This is a genomic window from Parabacteroides sp. APC149_11_2_Y6 (assembly GCF_054506995.1).
On record NZ_CP173709.1, the window covers coordinates 1,808,530 to 1,829,986 of the forward strand.

Below are 21,457 nucleotides of genomic sequence, written 5' to 3' on the forward strand. Positions count from 1 at the left end.
GTTTTAATATATATTAAGAGAGAGAGGAAACACTATAATCAGTAGTTTCCTCTCTTGTTTTGTCTTATTCATATAATAAAGAGTAAAAAACTTATGAAATGGAAAGCACTTGCCTTTTGGCTTCTCGTTTTTGCGGGATTATTTTTCTTCTTCCGGTCGTTCAATATCTTTTTTTACCAGCAACAGGAAGAGATGCAACTGTTTATTCCGGAGTGGTTTTTTATTCGGGACCTATTGTTTATACCGGGAGGCTTTTGTTCCGTATCGGGACAGATGCTGGTACAATACTATCCGGATCTTTTTATTGCCATATCAGTCAATAGTTTATTGATTAGTTCGACAGGAGTCCTTTGCTATTTACTTCTACAAACGATAGCACGGCGGGAATACAACCTTTTGCTTGCCCTTGTACCCGTAGCAGCCTTGATGAAAGTACATATGAACCTTAATTATGTGCCCGACGGGACTATCGGGATTTTACTGATGCTGCTGTTACTGTTTCTTTTTACTGTTCTGCGCAGGAAACAGGTCTGGTTCCTATACAGCCTGGCAAGCACATTCGTTATTTATGTATTGGCCGGACAGATGGCGGCACTTTATGGTATTGCTTTAGCAGCTCTTAGCTTTTTTCAACGGAAAGAAAAATGGCCGTATGCATTTTTTGCATTATTCACCGGGTTGGGACTTTCATTTCTTTCTACACGCTTGTCCTTATCCATCCCTCTGACAGATGGAATTTATTCGATACGATACCAGGAAAAACAAATGCTGCCGGAGTCTTTCATCTATTTTGTATGGATTCGCTACACCCTGCTTCTGGTTATTTTATATCTCATAACCTATTCTTTAGATAAAATAATGGGAGGGAAGCGGCTTGGTAAAATTGTTGTAACCGGCAGTACCGCTATACTGGTCAGCTTGTTTATTTGTTTTTTCTGCCTGCCGGATAGACAGGATATGCAAAACCGCCTGATTTATGAACTCTCTTATTGGAAACGCCATCAGAAATGGGACAACCTTATACAAATGCACAAAGGAAAGAAAATCCCGAACCCGATTAGCCAAAACTATCTGAATATGGCATTGGCGGCAAAAGGGGAATTGGGTGACAAATTATTCCATTTCGACCAACAAGGGCCTCAAAGCCTGATAGCCCCCTGGGACGGTTCCTATTATATGAGCGCAATGCTTAGCGACATACATTATATGATAGGGGATATCAGTACCGCCGAAAGCTACGCGATGGAGGGCCTGACACTGGCTAAACGCACATGCAGCCCGCGCATGTTGCAACGTTTGATACAAACAAACCTGATACGGGGAGAATATGCCATAGCCCGGAAATATATCAATCTGCTTGAGCGGACACCCTATTACCATACATGGGCGGAGAAATATAAGATATACCTCTGTAACCCGGAAAAAATAGCTCAGGATAAAGAATTAGGAACCAAAAAACTACCTTCTATAGCTGATGATAACCTGTTATGCCTGGTTGGAATGGATAGCCTTTGGGAAAGACATTTGTCGGAACCAGCCGTCAACCGTATAGCATTGGATTATCTTGGATGTTCTTATTTGTTGGCAAAAGAAATGAATGCATTTAAGGCATTACTTCTACGGATTGCAGATAAAGCGGAGTGGCAGCCCCTTCCCATCCATTTTCAGGAAGCGGCATTGGTATTGTCTGTCGAGGATGCTTCTGTTTTGGAGAAGATAAAAGTCCGGCCGGAGATAATCCGTCGTTGCCGCCAGTTTCAGGCGGACATCAAACAAGCAAGGAACAATCCGGACGGCTTAGGGTTGCTTTACCATCAATATGGGAATACGTTCTGGTTTTATTATTATTGTAAACAACTGAATTAAGCATATGAATCGATTATACATATTATTGGCATGCCTGTTTTATTTATGCGGATGCAGTGAAGGCATTCCGGAGTCACAGCCAAAGGATACGTTACCGGAAATATTCCCTGATTATTGTAATGTAACGGTTCCCTGTAATATTGCACCGTTAAATTTTAAACTGAATACGCCCTCAGAATCCATACTTGTTATCTCGAATGGAGAACAACAGGTACGCGTTGATTCCGAACAAGGCGCTTTTCAGATTCCATCCGGGAAATGGCATCGTTTATTGGAAACCTCGGCAGGCGAGACCCTTCAGTTTCTTGTCTATGCGGAGGAAGGCGGTCAATGGATGCAGTATAAACCTTTTTCCGTACATATAGCCAAAGAACCTATAGATTCCTATCTGGTATATCGCCGTATAGCCCCGGGATACCGGATGTGGGGAGAAATGGGTATCTACCAGCGTAATCTGGAAAACTTTAAGGAAGAGGCATTGCTCAGCAATAACCTGACAAACAATAATTGTATGAACTGCCATTCGTTTTGTATGCAGAATCCGGGCCGGATGTTGTTCCACCAGCGTATGATACACAATGGTACCTATATGATTATCGACGGTGAGATAGAAAAGTTGAATACGAAGACCGAACAGACTATCTCCGCCCTGGTCTATCCTTCATGGCATCCTTCCGGCAAATATGTAGCGTTCTCCACAAATGATACAAAACAGGATTTCCACCTTTCGGACCCGAATAAAATAGAGGTATTCGATAACAAATCGGATGTCGTAGTATATGACGTGGAAAAGCATGAAATCATTACATCTCCGAAACTCTTCTCGGAAGAGAATTTTGAAACTTTCCCAACCTTTTCGCCCGATGGCAAGCGGCTCTATTTCTGTTCAGCCAAGGCAAAGCAAATGCCTGAATCTTACAAAGACATCCGTTATAACCTGCTCAGCATTTCATTCGACCCGGAAACCCGTGTATTCGGACGTCAGGTAGATACCTTATATAATGCGGAGAAGGAGGGACACAGTGTTAAATTTCCGCGCGTATCTCCGGATGGACGTTATTTGCTATATACGATTTCCGGTTACGGAAACTTTTCTATCTGGCATAAAGATGCCGATTTACGGATGTTGGAGCTAAATACGCTACAAACCGACTCTCTTCCCGGAGTAAACAGCAAGGATGTGGATAGTTACCATTCATGGAGCAGCAATAGCCGATGGTTTGTATTTAGCAGCCGCCGTGGCGACGGGCTGTACACCCGGCCGTATATTTGTTATATAAACGAGGAAGGAGTTGCAGGCAAACCGTTTTTATTACCTCAGCAAGATGCCGATTATTATGATTTATCTCTTTTCTCCTTCAACATCCCGGAATTAGTTAAGGGTAAAGTAAAGATAGATACTTATAAACTAACGCAAATCAGCAAATATGGTCCGGGCACGGATATTTCTTTTATGAAATAATCCTTTTGTCAAAACCTCCCTTAGTTTACAAAATGTCAAAATACCCCATTCCTGCGTCATCTGTATGGATACATGTCCGGAATGGTTTGTAAATACGCTACTCTCACGAGGTTAAGTTTTGTCTGTTTGTTGCAAAAAATAATGTAAGGCTTACTAATTGATTCGGATACAAAAGTTGATTTGTTAGGCACGGATTTCGCGGATTTCACGGATTAATAAAAGTATAACATGTATTTAATCCGTGAAATCCGCGAAATCCGTGCCTAAATATAATGTTATGTTTTATGAAAAATAATAATCAAATTAATATTCCTGTCAAGTCTGGTTTTATAACCATTCCAGAGCTGTGTTTCTGTTTAATAACATCAAAAAACGAAACATATATGCTTTGAAATCAAAACATATATGTTTTAAAGTTAAAATATAGGTGTTTTTATCTGCGCAGATAGTAGGATTTAGTACCGGTACTAATTGAAATTACCCTCCGGGAAAGTGAAAAAAGGTTCCGGGTAAGTATGAAAAGCCGGCTTTTTAACATGAAAAAGAGCCTGAATATTCCTGAAATGCCTTTTCGGTTTATATGCTATGTTATTATAAATAGCGTTATTTTATCAAAGTGTCATCTAATAAGGTGAAAAATAAACATTATAACAGTTCTGCAAGCACCTCTTTACATAGTTTTTCCAAATAACAAGCGTCTACTTTGTCAAAACTGTTCAGGCTGTCGCTGTCGATATCCAATACCGCAACTACTTTTTCATCCTTGATAACCGGAACTACAATCTCCGATTTCGAATCGGAGCTGCAAGCTATATGCCCCGGAAACACATCCACATCCGGAACAACCAGTGTTTTAGCTTCTTTCCAAGCTGTTCCGCAAACCCCTTTACCGAACCGGATACGTGTGCAGGCAAGCGGGCCTTGGAACGGTCCCAGTACCAATGTATCCTCTTTTACCCTATAGAAGCCTACCCAAAAGAATCCGAATGTCTGTTTCAGGGCAGCCGCGATATTAGCCAGATTTGCCACTACATCTGTTTCCGCACCTGTCAGGGATTTTATCTGAGGCAGCAATGTTTGATATTGCTCTTCCTTACTTCCTTGATTTATAACCAGATTTTCCGCCATAATAATTCTCAATTTGTTTAGGACAAAGGTACGTCATAAATTTTGTATCTTTGCACCCATGATAAAGCAGAATTCTCCTTTGGTTCTCGGAACCGAAAAAATTGGCAAACTACTTACTCAATACGCCATTCCTGCCATAATTGCCATGACGGCATCTTCTCTTTATAACATGGCAGACAGTATATTTATCGGACAGGGAGTCGGACCGTTGGCAATCTCCGGCCTGGCACTGACATTCCCATTAATGAATCTGGCGGCAGCATTCGGCTCGCTTGTCGGAGTAGGGGCCTCCACATTGGTTTCCGTTAAACTCGGACAAAAGGATTATGAAGGAGCTAATAAAGTGCTGGGAAATGTTCTGGTATTAAATGTCATCCTCGGATTGGCTTTTACGGTGATATTCATGTTCCTGCTCGACCCGATACTTTATTTCTTCGGTGCCAGTGAACAGACGATTACGTATGCCCGCGACTATATGAACATTATCCTGGTGGGAAATGTAGTTACACATATGTATTTAGGGCTGAATGCCGTACTCCGTTCCTCCGGGTTTCCCCGGTTGGCTATGTATGCCACGCTTGCTTCGGTGGTGATAAACTGTATTTTGAACCCGGTATTCATTTTCGGCTTCGGTTGGGGCATCAAAGGGTCGGCATGGGCAACCGTTATTTCACAGGTCATCTCTTTGACAGGGCAGATGGTTCATTTCTCGAGACCGACGCAGTTGTTGCATTTCAAAAAAGGCATTTACCGATTGAAAAAGGAAATCGTAAAAGGTATCATATATATCGGAATGTCTCCTTTCCTGATGAACTTCTGTTCCTGCGTGATTATTATCCTGATAAACCGGGGATTGAAAGAGCATGGAGGTGATATGGCTATCGGAGCATACGGAATCGTTAATCGCATCGCTTTTCTGTTTGTAATGATTATCATGGGATTTAATCAGGGAATGCAACCTATCGCCGGATATAACTTCGGTGCCCGCCAGTATTCGCGCGTGACTGAAGTTACGAAATTAACCATGATGTGGGCGGTAGGAGTGGCAACCGCAGGGTTCCTGATGTGCCAGTTGTTCCCGTCTGCCATTGTCCGCATTTTTACGGAGTATGACGAGTTGATAAATGAAGCTGTATATGGGTTGCATATTGTCTTTGCTGTCTTTCCGATAGTCGGTTTCCAGATGGTGGCGACCAATTTCTTCCTTTCTATCGGTATGTCGAAGAAAGCAATCTTCCTGTCGCTTACCCGCCAGATGCTGTTCCTGATACCTTGTCTGCTTATCCTGCCACCGCTGATGGGAACTCTGGGAGTCTGGATCAGTATTCCTATTGCCGATACGACAGCTACGATTGTAACAACAATAGTTCTGATAAACCAATTCAGGAAATTTAAGCAGGCGAACTGATATTAATTGATAAGAAATTATATCTTTGTGTATAATAAAAACACATTCGAAGATGGAAAACAAAATCATATTAACCATTGGTCGCCAGTTCGGAAGTGGTGGCCGCGAGGTTGCAAAGAAACTGGCGGAAGCTCTCGGAATCGCATATTATGATAAGGAAATGATGGCTGTGGCTGCTAAAGAAAGCGGTTTGAGTGAAGAATTTTTTGAAAAAGCCGACGAGCGTGCCTCCAGTGGATTGTCCTATGCTTTTACCGTTGGTTTTTCTTATATGGGAATGTTTACCCCTTATACCGATATCCTTTCCAACGATGGGCTGTTCAAGTTCCAGAGCGATGCCATCCGCAAATTGGCAGAACACTCGTGTGTGCTGGTTGGCCGTTGTGCCGATTATATCTTGCGTGACGACCCTGCCTGTCTGAGTTTCTTTATACATAATACAAAGGAAAACCGTATCCAGCGGATTATAGAATCCCAGGATTTGTCCGTGGAACAGGCAAAGGAGTTGATGACAAAGACCGATAAGTCCCGTGCAGCCTATTATAATTATTATACCAATAAAGAATGGGGCGTGGCATCGTCTTATAACTTCTCAATAGACGTCTCCGTGCTGGGAGTGGATGAAACGGTCGAGTTCATAAAAAACTTTGTAGAGCGGAAAATGGATAAACGGCCGCCTCATTTCGGATAAATTTCGATTGGACACGATATAGTAGCAACAGTATCGGGGCGGACAGATATCTTTTTGTTCTCATATCGCTTATACTTTATTATTATTCGTTGGTATAAGCGTTCAAAATGATTTAGTGGAAATATCAGATAGTACAGAGAAGAATATTATGTATCAAACTGCTTGATAAAGTTACGAATGGAGGATAATAGTGGCGTCAGTTCATTACTAATAATCCACCAAATCTCTTCGGCATCTACATTAAAATAATGATGAGCAATTATATCGCGAACCCCCATTACGTCACTCCAAGGAATAGTAGAGTCGGTAATCAAGAGTTTCTTTTCTGTTACTTTATCAAGATTTTTAAGGCTTTCGCCAATAGCGATGAGTAACATGCAAGCGGCATCCAACTTTTCCATACCGCCCGATGTAAGCAGAAAATCATCTGCACTATGTATTTCGGCTGTTCTGTGCTGAATCTTCACAATAGCTTCTTCTATCTGTATCAAGATATTATATGCTACTATTTTTTTATTAGAAGATAAAAATTCCATCTTTCTCTATTTGTTGTTTAAGAAAAGCGTTCATATTTCTATGGAAACGAATTACGTCAACAGAACACCCTAAAAGTCTTTCCAAATATTTCTTCATTCGCACGATTAGAAAAGGGTTGGGTGTTTCGGTATCGACACAAATATCAACATCGCTCGTTTCCGTCTGCTCATTGCGAGCTACAGAGCCAAACAATCGAAGAGAACGGACACCAAACTGCTGCTCCAACTCGTGTGCAGAAGATTTCAGAATATCAATATAGTCTTTCTTTGTTTTCATTCCTCATTGAATTTGGTAAAGGCAAAGATACAAAAACTTTCTTAAAGAATATCTTTTCACCGTGCTTCCTGCCGACTAGTATTCGGCGGCTACCAACGATACTTTCAACATTCTGCACTTGGTCTCAGTTTTATTTCGTATCTTTGCCTCCACTTATCATAGGGGTGCCTTACTATCAGGCTGAGATTATACCCATAGAACCTGCCCGGGTAATGCCGTGAAGGGAGAAAGGTAGAATTACTAAATAAAGGGGAGCGTTACCTCTATGTGCTTCCCGATGTTTAAACTCTAATTTTATTTGTAATGGAACAGATTGTTTCTACAGGGATTATTGACTCTTACTTTGCAAAGTTGAAGAGCAATTTATCTATTGATGTCGCTATTGTAGGTGGCGGGCCATCCGGTATTGTAGCTGCTTACTATCTGGCTAAAGCCGGGAAAAAAGTAGCCTTGTTTGACCGTAAACTGGCTCCCGGAGGCGGTATGTGGGGAGGTGCTATGATGTTCAATGATATTGTGGTGCAGGAAGAAGCAATGCCTATCGTTAAAGAGTTGGGCGTAACGTATAAGGATGCCGGCAATGGCACTTATATTATGGATTCGGTCCATACTACTTCCGCTTTGATTTATAATGCAACAAAAGCCGGTGCGACTATTTTCAATTGCTATTCTGTTGAAGATGTGGTCTTCCATAACGACGCAGTAGCCGGCGTGGTGGTAAATTGGGCTCCGGTTATCCGTGAAGGTATGCATGTCGACCCGCTGACTATCATGTCTAAAGCCGTACTGGAAGGTACAGGCCATGATTGTGAGATTGCCCGCGTCGTAGCCCGCAAGAATGATATTAAACTGAATACTCCGACTGGCGGTGTTATTGGCGAACGTTCGCTGAATGTGGAATTGGGAGAATCTACCACTGTAGAGAATACCAAGGAAATCTATCCGGGCCTGTTTGTTTCCGGTATGGCGGCAAATGGTGTAAGTGGAAGTTTCCGTATGGGACCGATTTTCGGTGGTATGTTGATGAGCGGTAAGAAAGCGGCAGAACTGATCTGTGCAAAATTGGATGCTGAATAGAAAACCGGCCGGATAAATCGGCTTGGATATTTAATGAAGAGGCTGAATGTGTCACAGTCTATATTAGGGAACGCAGAATTAGCAGACAGAGCGCAGATTTACGCAGACCATATTTTTTAATTAAAGAATCTGCGTAAATCTGCGTGTTCTGTGTCATCAGCGTTCGGTAATAGCTTTTTGACATATTCAGCCCCTTGTATTGGTATACATATTAAACTTATTGCCTTATCGGTGTTTTCAGACTATCAATAAGGCGATTATTGAATCGTTTCATTGCAATAAAATGAATTTTTTCTATATTTGCATTCGCAAGTATGAGAGCAAAAAAACGAATATATCAATATGTTATGCTGGTTGCCAGTATTGTGATGTTGTTGTCGGTTGTAATACCACACCATCATCATAGTAACGGTTTGCCTTGCTACAAATCGGTGAAGACGGAAGCTGCACATGGCGGACATGGCAGTCCCAATTCGCATGATTGCGGATGCAACGGGCATAATGTGGCTCTTTATACCTCTCTGTTGACTCATATTACGGATGTGGATATGGGGCATCAACTTTTTCCTCTACTTGTATTATTTGATTATATTAACCCTCCTGAACCTGCTTTCAACGGACAATTCTGTGAACGGGAGCAAGGCTTCTATGTTGAAACCCTGCATGGAACGTGGATAACATCTGCGTCAGGGCTTCGTGCGCCTCCTTCTTTCCCTATCCTTTAATGCTGTAAAGGACAATTTCGTTGTAGATATCCGGATTAGATTCATTTTTTTGTTACAAATTCTGTTTGATTAAAAGAATTTGTCATGTCTTGATATTTAGTCTGCGTTGTTTATCTCATTCGCGTCAGATACTTGTTGGCGCCGTCTTTTACTGCGAACATATGTTTCCCTAATCTGTTAAGTTGTTTATTAAAACCATTTTATAAAAATGAAGAAGATATATTTAGTAGGTATTCTGTTTGCCTATTTACTTGCCGGCTGTAGTGGTAATGCAGCAAAAGGAGGACAAGAACATGCTCATGAGCATGAAGAAGGACATAGCCATGAACATGAGGAAGAAGAAGGACATGACCATGAGCACGAACACGATCATGAACACGAAGCCGGCGGAGCGCATGCTGTCGGAGAAATTATTTTTAAGAAAGCATTAGCTGAGGCTGTCGGATTGAAAACAGTCAAAGTCGAGCCCGGAATATTTACGGATGTAATTAAAACAAGCGGACGAGTAATGGCAGCCCAGGGGGAGGAAACGACTATCGTCGCAACAGTGCCCGGAGTCGTGACATTCGGAAACCTGTCGTTTGTAGATGGTACGGCTGTAAAGAAAGGACAAGCGATTCTGAGTTTGGCTTCAAGTGGCTTATCCGATGGAAATGTGGCTTCAAGAGCCAAATATGCTTATGAAACGGCAAAGAAAGAATATGAGCGTATGCAGTCGCTTGTCGGTGATAAGATTGTTTCGGCTAAAGACTTCGAACAAGCACGTCTCAATTATGAGAATGCGAAGATAGCCTGGGAGGCGGTTGAAGGAAAACAGACGGCGAATGGTGTTTCTGTTGTTTCTCCAATGAATGGTTATTTGAAAAATCTCCAGGTAAAAGAAGGTGACTATGTAAGTGTAGGGCAACCGTTGGCTACTATCTCGCAGAATAGCCGTTTGGTGTTGCGTGCGGAAGTTTCTGAAAAGTATTATAATGTGCTGCCTGCCGTACAATCGGCTAATTTCAGCACTCCGTATGATAATGCAGTGTATCGGCTGGCAGATTTGCGCGGCCGTTTGATTTCATATGGTAAATCTTCGGATGCCAACTCGTTTTATGTGCCGGTTACGTTCGAGTTCGATAATAAGGGAGCGATTATTCCGGGTTCCTTTGTCGAGATTTATTTGCTTACGGCACCGATGAAAGATGTGATGAGCGTTCCTGTTTCCGCCCTGATCGAGGAACAGGGAGTTTACTCTGTATATGTCCGTTTGGATGAAGAAGGTTATTTGAAACATCCGGTAACTTTGGGTGCGAATAATGGTTCTGAAGTGCAGATACTTAGTGGTATCCATCCGGGAGATGAGGTAGTAACGGAAGGGGCTTACCAAATTAAATTGGCCTCTGCATCGAATGCAATACCGGCTCATACACATAATCATTAAATCAGTTGACAATTGATAGGTGACAGTTGACAGTTAAATACAGTTATCGATTGCCGATTAAAAACGAAGTATTCTTATGCTGAATAAAATAATATATTACTCGCTGCATAACAGGCTGGTGGTTCTGGTCTGCTCTTTGCTGCTGATGATAGCCGGAGCATACACCGCAACCAAGATGGATGTGGATGTATTCCCGGATTTGAATGCGCCGACAGTTGTTATCATGACTGAGGCGAATGGTATGGCTCCCGAAGAAGTGGAACGTCTGGTTACTTTTCCCGTAGAGACTGCAGTAAATGGTGCGATGAACGTGCGTCGTGTACGTTCTTCTTCCACGACGGGATTCTCTGTTGTATGGGTTGAATTTGATTGGGGAACGGATATTTATCGTGCCCGGCAGATTGTTTCCGAGAAGCTTGCTGTAGTAAGTGAAAGTTTGCCGGAAAATGTAGGGAAACCGACCCTCGGCCCGCAGTCTTCAATCCTGGGTGAAATGATGATTATCGGATTGACGGTGGATAATGATTCGGTAAGTGGCGGGGATAAAACTTCTCAAATCGATTTGCGTACGATAGCGGATTGGACAATCCGTCCCCGTTTATTATCGACCGGCGGTGTAGCGCAGGTTGCGGTTATCGGTGGTGAAATCAAGGAGTACCAAATACTGTTGGATCCGACCCGTATGAAACATTATGGCGTTTCGTTGGATGAAGTATTGACCGCTTGCCGTAATATGAACCGCAATGCAAACGGAGGTGTCTTGTATGAATATGACAATGAATACATCATCCGTGGGGTTCTTTCTACATCCAAAGCAGAAGAGATTGCAAAAGGGGTTGTGAAAGTTGTAAATGATTTTCCTGTTTTATTGGAAAATATAGCAACTGTAAAAATAGGCGGGAAGAGTCCTAAACTGGGTACCGCTTCAGAACGTACCAAACCGGCGGTTTTAATTACGGTGACGAAACAACCGAATACCAGTACAATAGACCTGACAAATAAACTGGATGCAATAGTTGCCGATTTACAGAAGAATTTACCGGCGGATGTGCATATTTCGACCGATATCTTTCGCCAGAGCCATTTTATAGACAGTTCAATCAACAATGTGAAGAACAGTTTGCTGGAAGGAAGCGTATTTGTTGTCATTGTATTATTCCTTTTCCTGATGAATATCCGTACAACGGTGATTTCATTGGTCGCTTTACCTCTTTCTTTACTCGTTTCCGTCCTTGTCCTGCATTTTATGGGATTGACTATTAATACGATGAGCTTGGGAGGTATGGCAATTGCTATCGGTTCATTGGTGGATGATGCCATTGTGGATGTGGAAAATGTGTATAAACGGATACGGGAAAACCGCCTTTTACCGCCGGATAAACAACGGTCGATACTGGAAGTCGTATATGATGCTTCCCGTGAAGTACGTATGCCTATTTTAAATTCGACGCTGATTATTGTAGTCAGCTTTGTTCCTCTGTTCTTTCTTCATGGAATGGAAGGACGTATGTTGATTCCTCTGGGTATTGCATTTATTGTAGCATTGTTTGCTTCGACTGTGGTGGCATTAACACTTACTCCGGTACTTTGCAGCTATCTGTTAAAAGGTAAAAGCCAGAATCAGACAACCGAACCTTGGGTGAGCCGTTCCCTGAAAAAAGTATATAGCAAGGCATTACAAGGTGCATTAACACATAAAAAGGGGGTGATAGGTTTTACTTTGGCTTTATTTATCGTATCTCTTTATACCTTCTTTACGTTAGGACGCAGTTTCCTGCCGTCTTTCAATGAAGGTTCATTTACGATTAACGTCAGCTCGTTACCCGGTATTTCTCTGGAGGAATCCGACCGTATGGGAAGGCGTGCCGAAGCGTTATTGATGCAGATACCGGAAATTCAAACCGTAGCCCGTAAAACAGGCCGTGCAGAGTTGGACGAACATGCATTGGGGGTAAATGTGAGTGAGATTGAAGCTCCGTTTGTCCTGAAAGATCGCAGTCGTGACGAGGTGATGAACGATGTACGTAAAAAACTGTCTACTATCAGTGGTGCCAATATTGAAATAGGACAGCCTATTTCCCATCGTATCGATGCCATGTTGTCTGGTACCGAAGCAAACATTGCCATTAAATTATTTGGAACAGACCTGAATCTGATGTTTACAGTTGGCAATCAGATACAGGCAGCTATTAAAGACATCCCTGGTTTAGTGGATTTAAAGGTCGAACAACAGATAGAACGTCCGCAGCTTACTATTACTCCCAAACGCGAGTTAATGGCAAAATATGGTATTTCATTGCCTGAGTTTGAGGAATATATCAATGTAATGTTAGGCGGTGAAGTGGTAAGCCAGGTATATGATGATGGTAAAACATTCGATTTGACAGTGAAAACATCTGATACGAGTCGCGCAACCATGGAAGATATTAAGGACCTGATAATGGATGCCGGAGGAAAGAAAGTTCCTTTAAGTTATGTGGCGGAAGTACGTTCCGTTACAGGCCCGAATACGATTAACCGGGAGAATGTACAACGCAAAATTGTCATCAGTGGGAATGTCTCGGAACGCGACCTTCGCAGTGTGGTGAATGAAATCCGTGAAAAGGTGGATGCTTCCATTCAATTGCCGGAAGGTTACCACATTGAATATGGCGGACAGTTTGAGAGTGAAGAGGCTGCAAGCCGTACTTTATTGCTTACCTCTTTGATGTCATTGTTGGTTATCTTCCTGCTTCTTTATAATGAATTTAAGAATGCAAAAGAGAGTGGAGTGGTCCTGTTAAACTTACCGTTGGCATTAATCGGCGGTGTGTTTATCCTGAAATTTACATCCGGGGTGATTAGTATTCCTGCAATTATCGGGTTTATTTCATTGTTCGGTATCGCTACACGTAACGGTATGTTATTGATCAGCCATTATACGCATTTAAGGACAGTGGAAGGCCTGCCGCTTCGCGAAGCCGTATTGCAAGGTTCTTTGGACCGTTTGAATCCGATTTTGATGACAGCGCTTAGCTCGGCTCTTGCCCTTGTCCCGCTTGCATTACAGGGAGATTTGCCTGGTAATGAAATCCAGAGCCCGATGGCTATTGTTATTCTAGGAGGTCTTTTAACATCGACATTCCTGAACGGATTTATTATTCCGATTGTTTATTTGTTTATGAATAAGAATAAATAGTATGAAACGATATTTGATAATAGCAACTTTGATTACAGCTACACTGTCTGCTACAGCCCAGACATCCATTGAAGATGTCCTGAGCAGCATAGAAACTAATAATAAAGAGTTGCAAGCCAACCGTCAGTTAATTACGGCACAAAAGCTGGCTTCGAAGTTGGATAATAACCTGCCGGACCCTTCCGTCTCTTATGTCCATCAATATGGAAATAGGGAAGGGATGGGAATACAAGGTGAACTGGTGGCTTCCCAATCATTTGATTTTCCTTCTGTTTATGTACAGAGGCATAAGTTGGCAAAAGCGAAGGGTGAAAGTTATGACCGTCAGGGTGCTGAAGTCCGTCAACAGATTCTTTTGCAGGCAAAAGAAGTATGTTTGGATTTAGTTTTTCTGAATCAGCAGAAAAGCCTTTTGGACCAGCGCCGCCAAAATGCCGAGCAATTGGCTGCATTGTATGAGATGCGCTTGAAAAACGGAGATGCAAGCATTCTTGAAACAAACAAGATTAACCTTGAACTTCTCAATGCAAAGAATGAAGCCCGTATGAATGAAGCTGCCCGTGTGGCTAAATTGCATGAATTAGCCACTTTGAATGGGGGAGTTGCCATTCATTTTACGGATACTGTTTATCAGCCGGTTGAGACACCGCAGTCTTTCGTGGACTTGCAACAGGAGGCTGTTCCTGCAAACCGTCAATTACTTGCTTTACAAGGTGAGAAGTCTGCTGCTTTACGTCAGTTAGGAGTAAGCAAATCTTTGTGGTTGCCAGGATTTGAGTTAGGTTACCGTTTGAATACGGCAACAGGAGGAGAACGCTTTAATGGCTTTTTAGTCGGCATTACGATTCCTCTTTTCTCTAATCGTAATAACGTAAAACAGGCAAAAGCACAAAGTTTATATACCGATTTGCAGATAGAAAGCACGACCACGACTGTAGAAAACGAATTACTCCAGCTCTATAATCAGTCTGTGGCACTAAAGACGTCTATCGATGAATATCAGTCTGTTCTGAAAAGCCAGAATAATCTGGCGCTTTTGAATAAAGCGATTCAAAGCGGGCAGATTTCAATGATTGAGTATTTTGTTGATGTAACGACTTTGTATCAGAGTATGCAGAATTATATGCAGTTACAGAATGAATACCAGAAGGTGATGGCGCAGCTGTATAAGCATCAGTTGTAATCTTTTTTGTGGTCTTATACTTGATTATATTTGGTGTTGTGTCTAATACCTGATTCTTTTAAAGAATATAGATACGTTTTCGGATTCATAGTTATGATTTTCCAAAAACCATAACTATGATTTTTTCGATGAATCCGTATTTTTTATATGGGTATCCCTTTCAAAACAGAGGGTATAAACATCATTTCTATTTATTTTTTGTTGTATATCCATTGTTTTTAATGCTTTATGCTCGAAAAGCCCTGGTTGGTAGATTTTATAGAAGAGAAAAGTTTGTAATCTTATATTTTGTAGCTACTTTTGCAGAGCTAAAGGGAAAACTATAGTTTTTGTCGATAGTTTTTCGTCATCCAATCGTGGGACTGACGAACTTTGTTGTGTATAAGCAAAACTAAAGTGACATGTTATTTTTTATTATTTTAGTATTTATAATTTCAACGATTTTATCTTCCTTCATCATTCCACGAATCTTGGTTGTGGCTTTCAGGAAGAGGCTATTTGATATACCCAATGACCGTACAGTTCATCATGGAACAGTACCCCGTTTAGGTGGTTTATCATTTGTGCCGACTATTATCTTCTCATTGGCATTTGCAATGAGTTTGAGGTATATTTATGGATTTCCTCTTGCTCCGAATCTGGTTCATATCGTTGTTCCGGAAGTTCTTCTGCTTATATGTGGACTAACGATCTTGTATATTTCCGGCATCAAAGATGATTTAGTCGGATTGCGTTACCGTACAAAGTTCGTAATCCAGATTATTGTCGCATCTTTTTTCCCTTTATCCGGGTTATGGATAAACAATCTCTATGGCTTATTTGGTATTTATGAACTGATTCCTTGGTTGGGTATACCTTTTACGATATTATTAACTGTATTTATTACAAATGCCATTAATTTAATTGATGGTATTGACGGTTTGGCTTCCGGACTTAGCAGTGTTGCTTTGATTATCCTGGGAAGCCTTTTTCTTTATAACAGGGTTTGGTTGTATGCCATGTTGTCTTTTGCCACCTTAGGTGTACTGCTGCCATTTTTCTATTATAACGTATTTGGACGTGTCGAACGTCACAACAAAATATTTATGGGAGATACCGGAAGCTTGACGCTAGGCTATATTTTAGCATTCCTGTCCATCCGTTATTCTTCCTTTAATCCGGACCTGATCCCTTATTCGGAAGGGGCAATAGTGGTTGCATTTTCAACCCTGATCGTTCCGATGTTTGATGTGATCCGGGTTATATTGGTACGTTTAAGAACAAGAAGTGCCTTATTTGAGCCGGACCGGAATCATATTCATCATAAGTTTTTGGATATGGGACTGAGCCACAGAAGGGCAATGCTGTCTATTTTGGGATTGGCTATAGGATTCTGCTGTTTGAATATTATATTGGTTCCTCATTTGGATAATAATGTATTATTTGTTGGGGATATTGTGATTTGGACGGGGTTGAATTTGTGGTTTGATAGAATTAGAGATAAAAGAAATTGAAAGAGAATTTTTTTTGCGTCTTTGTGAGAATTTCTATGTAAGAAGGAAAAATAAATATGTGTAAAATACAAGATGTTAAATTGATAAATTTGCCTAAATTTATAGACAGGCGAGGTAATTTATCCTTTATTGAAGAGCATAAGCACATTCCTTTTAAAATCGCTCGTTCTTATTGGATTTATGATGTTCCAGGGGGTGAGGTACGAGGAGGACATGCATATAAGAATAATGAGGAATTTATTGTTGCTATTTCAGGTAGTTTTGATATTATATTAGATGATGGTACAGAACGGAAGACCTATTCTTTGAATCGTTCATATTATGGTATTTATGTGCCTAGTGGTATCTGGAGGGAAATGCAAAACTTTTCTACAAATTCATTAGCTTTTATTTTAGCTTCAACTTTATATAGCCCTGATGATTATATTTACGATTATGAACAATTTAAGCAATATGTAAAATAATGAATACTTCTTCTGTTTATGATTGTACAATTATAGAGTTAGATAAACATCATCATATAAAAGGTAATATATCTGTAATAGAGAACGGTAGAACAATTCCGTTTGATATTGAACGAGCTTATTATCTTTATGATATTCCAGGTGGGGAGTCTCGTGGGGGACATGCTCATAAAGAATTGCAACAACTGATTATTGCTGCAAGTGGTAGTTTTAATGTGACATTGGACGATGGAAAAGTACGTCGAACTTTTACACTAAACCGTCCTTATCTGGGATTATATGTGGTTCCGGGTATATGGCGTGTGTTAGATGACTTTTCTTCTGGGGCTGTTTGTTTAGTTTTAGCTTCAATGGTATATAATGAGAGTGATTATATTAGAGATTACAAAGAATTTATTGAATATAAAAATGAATAAACTTTCTAAGGACTTTCATTTACATAAATATGGTATTGATGTTCGTTTAGTTAATGAATCAGATGCAGCTTTTATGATTGGTTTGCGTACAGACACAAAACTTAGCAGGTTTATTCATCAGACATTGCCAGATATAGAAGTGCAAAAAGAATGGATTAAAGAATATAAAGAGCGGAAAAAAAGGAAAGGAATATTATTTTATTTTCAGTTTTAAAGGCATTGATTATGCTGATATGAAAAAAAATAATAAGGCTATTGTTCGTTTTAATATGTCATTTGAACCTATAATCTTAAAAGAGGTTATGTTAAGTTTGATAAAGCTAACTTTTTGAAAAATAAAGTAAAGCATATAGATATTTGTACTAAATTATTGGGTATAGAAAAAGAATAAAAAATGCAGAAGAATGTAATAGAATATTTGGTAAGGACATCATCGTTGTTTCCTAAAAAAATAGCGGTTCAAGATGCTATGGAGCAAGTTTGTTTTTATGACCTTTTGCAAGTGGCTTATTGTATTTCATTAAGAATTTTATCATGTGACATAAAAAAAAGTCCTATAGGTATTTATATACCTAAAGGATGTAAAGCAGTGGAAGCTTTTGCTGGTGTTTGTATGAGTGGTAATTTTTATGTACCTTTAGATACTAAATCTCCAGACAGTAGAATACTTTCAATTGTGAATGTATTAGATGCATCTGTAATCATAACAGACAAATGCCATTATGAGAAGCTGCGTTCTTTTTATAGTAAAACTATTTTAGTGATTGATGAAATATTACCACTTTTAGAGTCGCAATTTGATTCATCTTATGTTTACAATTTGTTGAGTTCCCAAATAGATACTGATCCTGTTTATTCTATTTTTACATCCGGTTCAACAGGAACCCCTAAGGGTGTGGTTGTTTCCCATCGTGGTGTAATAGATTATATTGATTGGGCAGTAGAAACGTTTGGTATTAGTAATGAAACTGTTATAGGTAATCAAGCTCCATTCTACTTTGATAATTCAACACTTGACATCTATTTGATGTATGCGACAGGGGCTACTTTGAATATCATACCAGAAGAAAATTTTATGTTTCCTGCCAAATTGGTGGATTATTTGAATGAATATAAGATTACGTTTGTATTTTGGGTTCCATTTGCTCTTATCAATGTGGCTAATTTTAAAATTTTTGAAAGCAAGTTACCATTATATTTAAAAGATGTATTTTTTGCAGGTGAGATAATGCCTAACAAGCACTTGAATTATTGGAGAAAATATTTACCCCAATGTCGATATGTTAATTTGTATGGGCCTACAGAGATTACCGTTGATTGTACTTATTATATTGTTGAACGAGATTTTTTAGATGACGAATCGTTGCCTATAGGTTTTGCCTGTAAGAATAGTGATGTGCTAATTTTAGTAGATGGACGTGAAGCTGTAGTTAATGAGCAGGGTGAATTATGTGTTAGGGGTACTTCTTTGGCATTAGGTTATTACAATGATTGGGAAAAAACTCGTAAAGCTTTTATTCAGAATCCCTTAAATAGCCACTATCCAGAAACGATTTATTGTACAGGAGATATTGTCTATCGTAATGAATTGGGCGAGATTATGTATGTAGGACGAAAGGATTCCCAGATTAAGCATAATGGCTACCGTATAGAGTTAGGCGAGATTGAAATGGCTGTATTGGGAAGTCATATGGTTGAGAATTGTTGCGTGATATATAATTTTACTCTCAAGAAGATTGTACTTTTTTATCAATCGAATGAAGATCTGAATATGGCAGATTTTAGAAAAGTAATTATGACTTATATCCCCAAATATATGATGCCATCAGAATATCATCGTGTTGATATGATAAAGCAGAATAGTAATGGAAAAATAGATCGTTTATTCTATAACGCACAAGTTAATGGATAAAAGATTGAGAATTGTATTTTGTGAGGGGAATTTTTATTTATATGTAAGTGTCCAGAATTGAAGATATGCTTTTAATCTATAGTAAGAATATTATAGTTAATAAAGATTAGATGAATAAAATTGAATCCATAGATGAGTTAAACTGTTATTTTAATGACGTTAGACAGAAACGAGAAGGTTTTCTTTCTAATCTCTATATGAATCATTTTAAGTACACACTTTGGATTGAAAAGGGTGAACTTTATTTCATAAAGAAAAATAATTGCTATTTTATCATACGGAAAAGTGATGCTGTTAATAATCTCTTTTATATAACTACAGATATAGAGAGTTTGCAAGATGGCTTGGAAGCTGTTCTGCCTCAAATCTCTTTTCGAGTAATGATTGACTTGGTTGGAGATACCAGAGTGGAATCGTTAAAGCAATTATTTTTGGATAATGGTTTTGTTGAATATGAGTATATTTACCGTATGTGTAGAGTCGGTTCTCCTTGTTATAAAGAACCTCATGCAGATATTGTTTTTGCGATAGATAGTGATGCGGATGATGTTTATACATTGCTTTGCAATAATTTTGACTTTTTATCTGAACAAATTATTGAAAGGGAAGAATTGGATAAATTTATTTCGGAGAAGTGTGTGTTGCTTTACAAACAAGATAACAAAGTGTGTGGTTTTATAATATTTGAGTTGAATGGGTATACTTTGTATCTCCGTTATTGGTTTGTATCTCCAGAATATAGAAATTTGCATATAGGTTCTAAACTTTTTAATGCATTTATGTATCAAGGTAGAGAAACGAAACGTCAGATGTTTTGGGTGCTTGCCAATAATAAGAATGCTATAAAACGTTACAAGCATTATGGTTTCAAAGAAGAGAAAATGTATGATTATGTCTTAAAATTAAATTAAATAATGAAAGAGAAAATTGTTGCGATTTTGAATGGCCTGCGTCCTGAATTTGATTTTAATGAATCCGTTAACTTCATAGAAGAAGGCATGCTTGATTCTTTTGATGTAATTAATTTAGTTAATGAACTTGATACTAACTTTGGTATTTCTATTGATGGTGTTGATGTTATGCCTGAAAACTTTTCTTCAATAGAAAGCATTGAAAACTTATTACATAAAAACGGAGTTAAATAATGGACTTACGGTTTATTAATAAGAAAATATCTGGTATTCTTACAGTGTTGCCTTCAAGAGAGGTCTCTTTTGAAGATGAGATGTGTAATTATAATTTTTCAACTGCAAAATCTCTGAAGTTGAAAATGGCTATGGGATATAACAAACATCGTATTGTAGAAGATGGTGTTTGTGTGTCAGATTTGTGTTGTTATGGACTAACATACTTGTTTGAGCATTCATTGTTGAAAAGAGAAGATGTTGATGCTCTGATTTTGGTTACACAGTCTCCTGATTATTTTATGCCTCCTACAAGCAATATTATACAAGGACGAGTTGGCTTAAAACATGATATGATTTGTATGGATATCAATCAAGGATGTGCCGGGTTTGTTTTAGGTTTGATGCAGGCATTTATGCTTTTGGAACAACCAACAATTCGAAAAGTAGTTCTACTGAATGCGGATGTTCTAAGTCGTAAAGTATCTAAGCGTGATAGGAATAGCAATCCTCTAATAGGGGATGGTGCTTCTGTTACGGTTATTGAAAGATCTATTAATAATCAACCAATTTATGGTAACATAAAAATGGATGGAAGTAGAGCGGAAGCCTTGATTATTCCTGCTGGTGGATTTAAGGAATTCTCTTCAGCTGAAACATCAGAAATGAAAGAAGATATGAATGGAAACTTTCGCTCAAAAGAAAATCTTGTAATGAAGGGAGATGAGGTATTCAATTTTGTACAAACGGAAGTTCCTCCTATGATTGAAGCTCTTTTGAAGACAGCAGGGATAGGAAAGGACGAAGTTGATTACTATATGTTTCATCAGCCTAATCGTTTTATGCTTCAAAAATTAGCAGATAAAATAGGTATTAGCAGAGATAAAATGCCAAGTAATATTGTAGAAAACTTTGGTAATGCGAGTGGAGTTACTATACCGACTAATATAACCTTCAATATTGGTGAACGTTTATTCGAGGAAGAGTTCTTGGTCTGTCTTTCTGGTTTTGGTGTAGGACTAACTTGGAGTAGCTTATTAATGAAAATTGGAAATTTGAATTTTTGTACTCAAATTAATTATTAATTAGAA

Annotated in this window: 20 protein-coding genes; 17 read left to right on the top strand and 3 right to left on the bottom strand. The window is 39.3% G+C overall.

Annotated features, from left to right (window positions below):
- The first annotated feature begins 93 nt into the window (after nucleotides 1–93).
- Both ACGE0T_RS07205 and ACGE0T_RS07210 read left to right on the top strand, forming a co-directional pair.
- On the top strand, nucleotides 94–1,866 hold the full coding sequence (locus ACGE0T_RS07205; RefSeq protein ID WP_459189852.1) for a DUF6057 family protein: 1,773 nt from the start codon (nucleotides 94–96) through the stop codon (nucleotides 1,864–1,866).
- Nucleotides 1,867–1,870: 4 nt separating this feature from the next.
- Nucleotides 1,871–3,328, top strand: a complete 1,458-nt coding sequence (locus tag ACGE0T_RS07210; protein ID WP_459189853.1) for a TolB family protein — start codon at nucleotides 1,871–1,873, stop codon at nucleotides 3,326–3,328.
- Between the two features lie 645 nt (nucleotides 3,329–3,973).
- On the opposite strand, the gene ACGE0T_RS07215 is transcribed toward ACGE0T_RS07210, so the two are convergent.
- The gene (locus ACGE0T_RS07215) at nucleotides 3,974–4,456 is read right to left on the bottom strand and encodes a GAF domain-containing protein (RefSeq protein ID WP_459189854.1); all 483 of its coding nucleotides are present in this window, start codon (nucleotides 4,454–4,456) and stop codon (nucleotides 3,974–3,976) included.
- A gap of 58 nt (nucleotides 4,457–4,514) precedes the next feature.
- On the opposite strand from ACGE0T_RS07215, the gene ACGE0T_RS07220 reads away from it, so the two are divergent.
- A complete protein-coding gene (locus ACGE0T_RS07220) occupies nucleotides 4,515–5,864 on the top strand; it encodes an MATE family efflux transporter (RefSeq protein WP_459189855.1) in 1,350 nt (449 codons plus the stop codon).
- 52 nt (nucleotides 5,865–5,916) lie between these two features.
- Nucleotides 5,917–6,555, top strand: a complete 639-nt coding sequence (locus ACGE0T_RS07225) for a cytidylate kinase-like family protein (RefSeq protein WP_459189856.1) — start codon at nucleotides 5,917–5,919, stop codon at nucleotides 6,553–6,555.
- A gap of 146 nt (nucleotides 6,556–6,701) precedes the next feature.
- Here the strand turns inward: ACGE0T_RS07225 and ACGE0T_RS07230 are convergent, their stop codons facing one another.
- Nucleotides 6,702–7,091 carry a HepT-like ribonuclease domain-containing protein gene (locus ACGE0T_RS07230; protein WP_459189857.1) on the bottom strand — a complete coding sequence of 130 codons (390 nt, stop codon included), beginning with the start codon at nucleotides 7,089–7,091 and terminating at the stop codon, nucleotides 6,702–6,704.
- On the bottom strand, nucleotides 7,072–7,368 hold the full coding sequence (locus tag ACGE0T_RS07235; protein WP_459189858.1) for a nucleotidyltransferase family protein: 297 nt from the start codon (nucleotides 7,366–7,368) through the stop codon (nucleotides 7,072–7,074). Before ACGE0T_RS07235 ends, ACGE0T_RS07230 begins: the two co-directional genes overlap by 20 nt.
- A 303-nt stretch (nucleotides 7,369–7,671) precedes the next feature.
- Between ACGE0T_RS07235 and ACGE0T_RS07240 the strand changes: the two genes are divergently transcribed.
- The 13 genes from ACGE0T_RS07240 (at nucleotide 7,672) to ACGE0T_RS07300 (ending at nucleotide 21,451) form a co-directional block, all read left to right on the top strand.
- The gene (locus tag ACGE0T_RS07240) at nucleotides 7,672–8,445 is read left to right on the top strand and encodes a sulfide-dependent adenosine diphosphate thiazole synthase (protein WP_459189859.1); all 774 of its coding nucleotides are present in this window, start codon (nucleotides 7,672–7,674) and stop codon (nucleotides 8,443–8,445) included.
- A gap of 314 nt (nucleotides 8,446–8,759) precedes the next feature.
- Nucleotides 8,760–9,170 (top strand): DUF6769 family protein, encoded by a 411-nt coding sequence (locus ACGE0T_RS07245; RefSeq protein WP_459189860.1) that lies wholly within the window; start codon nucleotides 8,760–8,762, stop codon nucleotides 9,168–9,170.
- A 208-nt stretch (nucleotides 9,171–9,378) separates the two neighbouring features.
- Nucleotides 9,379–10,596 carry an efflux RND transporter periplasmic adaptor subunit gene (locus ACGE0T_RS07250; protein WP_459189861.1) on the top strand — a complete coding sequence of 406 codons (1,218 nt, stop codon included), beginning with the start codon at nucleotides 9,379–9,381 and terminating at the stop codon, nucleotides 10,594–10,596.
- Between the two features lie 76 nt (nucleotides 10,597–10,672).
- Nucleotides 10,673–13,774: an efflux RND transporter permease subunit gene (locus ACGE0T_RS07255; RefSeq protein ID WP_459189862.1), complete on the top strand. Its 3,102-nt coding sequence runs from the start codon at nucleotides 10,673–10,675 to the stop codon at nucleotides 13,772–13,774.
- 1 nt (nucleotide 13,775) lies between these two features.
- A complete protein-coding gene (locus ACGE0T_RS07260) occupies nucleotides 13,776–14,957 on the top strand; it encodes a TolC family protein (protein ID WP_459189863.1) in 1,182 nt (393 codons plus the stop codon).
- Nucleotides 14,958–15,358: 401 nt separating this feature from the next.
- Nucleotides 15,359–16,450, top strand: coding sequence for an MraY family glycosyltransferase (locus ACGE0T_RS07265; protein ID WP_459189864.1), 1,092 nt, complete (start codon nucleotides 15,359–15,361; stop codon nucleotides 16,448–16,450).
- 56 nt (nucleotides 16,451–16,506) lie between these two features.
- On the top strand, nucleotides 16,507–16,914 hold the full coding sequence (locus tag ACGE0T_RS07270) for a sugar 3,4-ketoisomerase (RefSeq protein WP_459189865.1): 408 nt from the start codon (nucleotides 16,507–16,509) through the stop codon (nucleotides 16,912–16,914).
- Nucleotides 16,914–17,330: a sugar 3,4-ketoisomerase gene (locus ACGE0T_RS07275; protein ID WP_459189866.1), complete on the top strand. Its 417-nt coding sequence runs from the start codon at nucleotides 16,914–16,916 to the stop codon at nucleotides 17,328–17,330. Before ACGE0T_RS07270 ends, ACGE0T_RS07275 begins: the two co-directional genes overlap by 1 nt.
- Nucleotides 17,323–17,544 (top strand): hypothetical protein, encoded by a 222-nt coding sequence (locus ACGE0T_RS07280; RefSeq protein WP_459189867.1) that lies wholly within the window; start codon nucleotides 17,323–17,325, stop codon nucleotides 17,542–17,544. Before ACGE0T_RS07275 ends, ACGE0T_RS07280 begins: the two co-directional genes overlap by 8 nt.
- 180 nt (nucleotides 17,545–17,724) lie before the next feature.
- Entirely contained in the window at nucleotides 17,725–19,242 is a 1,518-nt protein-coding gene (locus ACGE0T_RS07285) for an AMP-binding protein (protein WP_459189868.1), read from the top strand.
- 110 nt (nucleotides 19,243–19,352) lie between these two features.
- Nucleotides 19,353–20,153, top strand: a complete 801-nt coding sequence (locus ACGE0T_RS07290) for a GNAT family N-acetyltransferase (protein WP_459189869.1) — start codon at nucleotides 19,353–19,355, stop codon at nucleotides 20,151–20,153.
- A gap of 3 nt (nucleotides 20,154–20,156) precedes the next feature.
- Nucleotides 20,157–20,387, top strand: coding sequence for a phosphopantetheine-binding protein (locus tag ACGE0T_RS07295; RefSeq protein ID WP_459189870.1), 231 nt, complete (start codon nucleotides 20,157–20,159; stop codon nucleotides 20,385–20,387).
- A complete protein-coding gene (locus tag ACGE0T_RS07300; protein WP_459189871.1) occupies nucleotides 20,387–21,451 on the top strand; it encodes a 3-oxoacyl-ACP synthase III family protein in 1,065 nt (354 codons plus the stop codon). Before ACGE0T_RS07295 ends, ACGE0T_RS07300 begins: the two co-directional genes overlap by 1 nt.
- Nucleotides 21,452–21,457: the final 6 nt, after the last annotated feature.

Bases quoted from the DNA above. Each gene is read 5' to 3' on its own strand.
- ACGE0T_RS07210 (WP_459189853.1), top strand. From the start codon at position 1,871: ATGAATCGATTATACATATTATTGGCATGCCTGTTTTATTTATGCGGA.
- ACGE0T_RS07270 (WP_459189865.1), top strand. From the start codon at position 16,507: ATGTGTAAAATACAAGATGTTAAATTGATAAATTTGCCTAAATTTATA.
- ACGE0T_RS07235 (WP_459189858.1), bottom strand. From the start codon at position 7,368: ATGAAAACAAAGAAAGACTATATTGATATTCTGAAATCTTCTGCACAC.
- ACGE0T_RS07285 (WP_459189868.1), top strand. From the start codon at position 17,725: ATGCAGAAGAATGTAATAGAATATTTGGTAAGGACATCATCGTTGTTT.
- ACGE0T_RS07205 (WP_459189852.1), top strand. From the start codon at position 94: ATGAAATGGAAAGCACTTGCCTTTTGGCTTCTCGTTTTTGCGGGATTA.
- ACGE0T_RS07230 (WP_459189857.1), bottom strand. From the start codon at position 7,091: ATGGAATTTTTATCTTCTAATAAAAAAATAGTAGCATATAATATCTTG.
- ACGE0T_RS07245 (WP_459189860.1), top strand. From the start codon at position 8,760: ATGAGAGCAAAAAAACGAATATATCAATATGTTATGCTGGTTGCCAGT.
- ACGE0T_RS07250 (WP_459189861.1), top strand. From the start codon at position 9,379: ATGAAGAAGATATATTTAGTAGGTATTCTGTTTGCCTATTTACTTGCC.
- ACGE0T_RS07215 (WP_459189854.1), bottom strand. From the start codon at position 4,456: ATGGCGGAAAATCTGGTTATAAATCAAGGAAGTAAGGAAGAGCAATAT.
- ACGE0T_RS07295 (WP_459189870.1), top strand. From the start codon at position 20,157: ATGAAAGAGAAAATTGTTGCGATTTTGAATGGCCTGCGTCCTGAATTT.
- ACGE0T_RS07290 (WP_459189869.1), top strand. From the start codon at position 19,353: ATGAATAAAATTGAATCCATAGATGAGTTAAACTGTTATTTTAATGAC.
- ACGE0T_RS07300 (WP_459189871.1), top strand. From the start codon at position 20,387: ATGGACTTACGGTTTATTAATAAGAAAATATCTGGTATTCTTACAGTG.
- ACGE0T_RS07260 (WP_459189863.1), top strand. From the start codon at position 13,776: ATGAAACGATATTTGATAATAGCAACTTTGATTACAGCTACACTGTCT.
- ACGE0T_RS07255 (WP_459189862.1), top strand. From the start codon at position 10,673: ATGCTGAATAAAATAATATATTACTCGCTGCATAACAGGCTGGTGGTT.
- ACGE0T_RS07265 (WP_459189864.1), top strand. From the start codon at position 15,359: ATGTTATTTTTTATTATTTTAGTATTTATAATTTCAACGATTTTATCT.
- ACGE0T_RS07280 (WP_459189867.1), top strand. From the start codon at position 17,323: ATGAATAAACTTTCTAAGGACTTTCATTTACATAAATATGGTATTGAT.
- ACGE0T_RS07220 (WP_459189855.1), top strand. From the start codon at position 4,515: ATGATAAAGCAGAATTCTCCTTTGGTTCTCGGAACCGAAAAAATTGGC.
- ACGE0T_RS07275 (WP_459189866.1), top strand. From the start codon at position 16,914: ATGAATACTTCTTCTGTTTATGATTGTACAATTATAGAGTTAGATAAA.
- ACGE0T_RS07240 (WP_459189859.1), top strand. From the start codon at position 7,672: ATGGAACAGATTGTTTCTACAGGGATTATTGACTCTTACTTTGCAAAG.
- ACGE0T_RS07225 (WP_459189856.1), top strand. From the start codon at position 5,917: ATGGAAAACAAAATCATATTAACCATTGGTCGCCAGTTCGGAAGTGGT.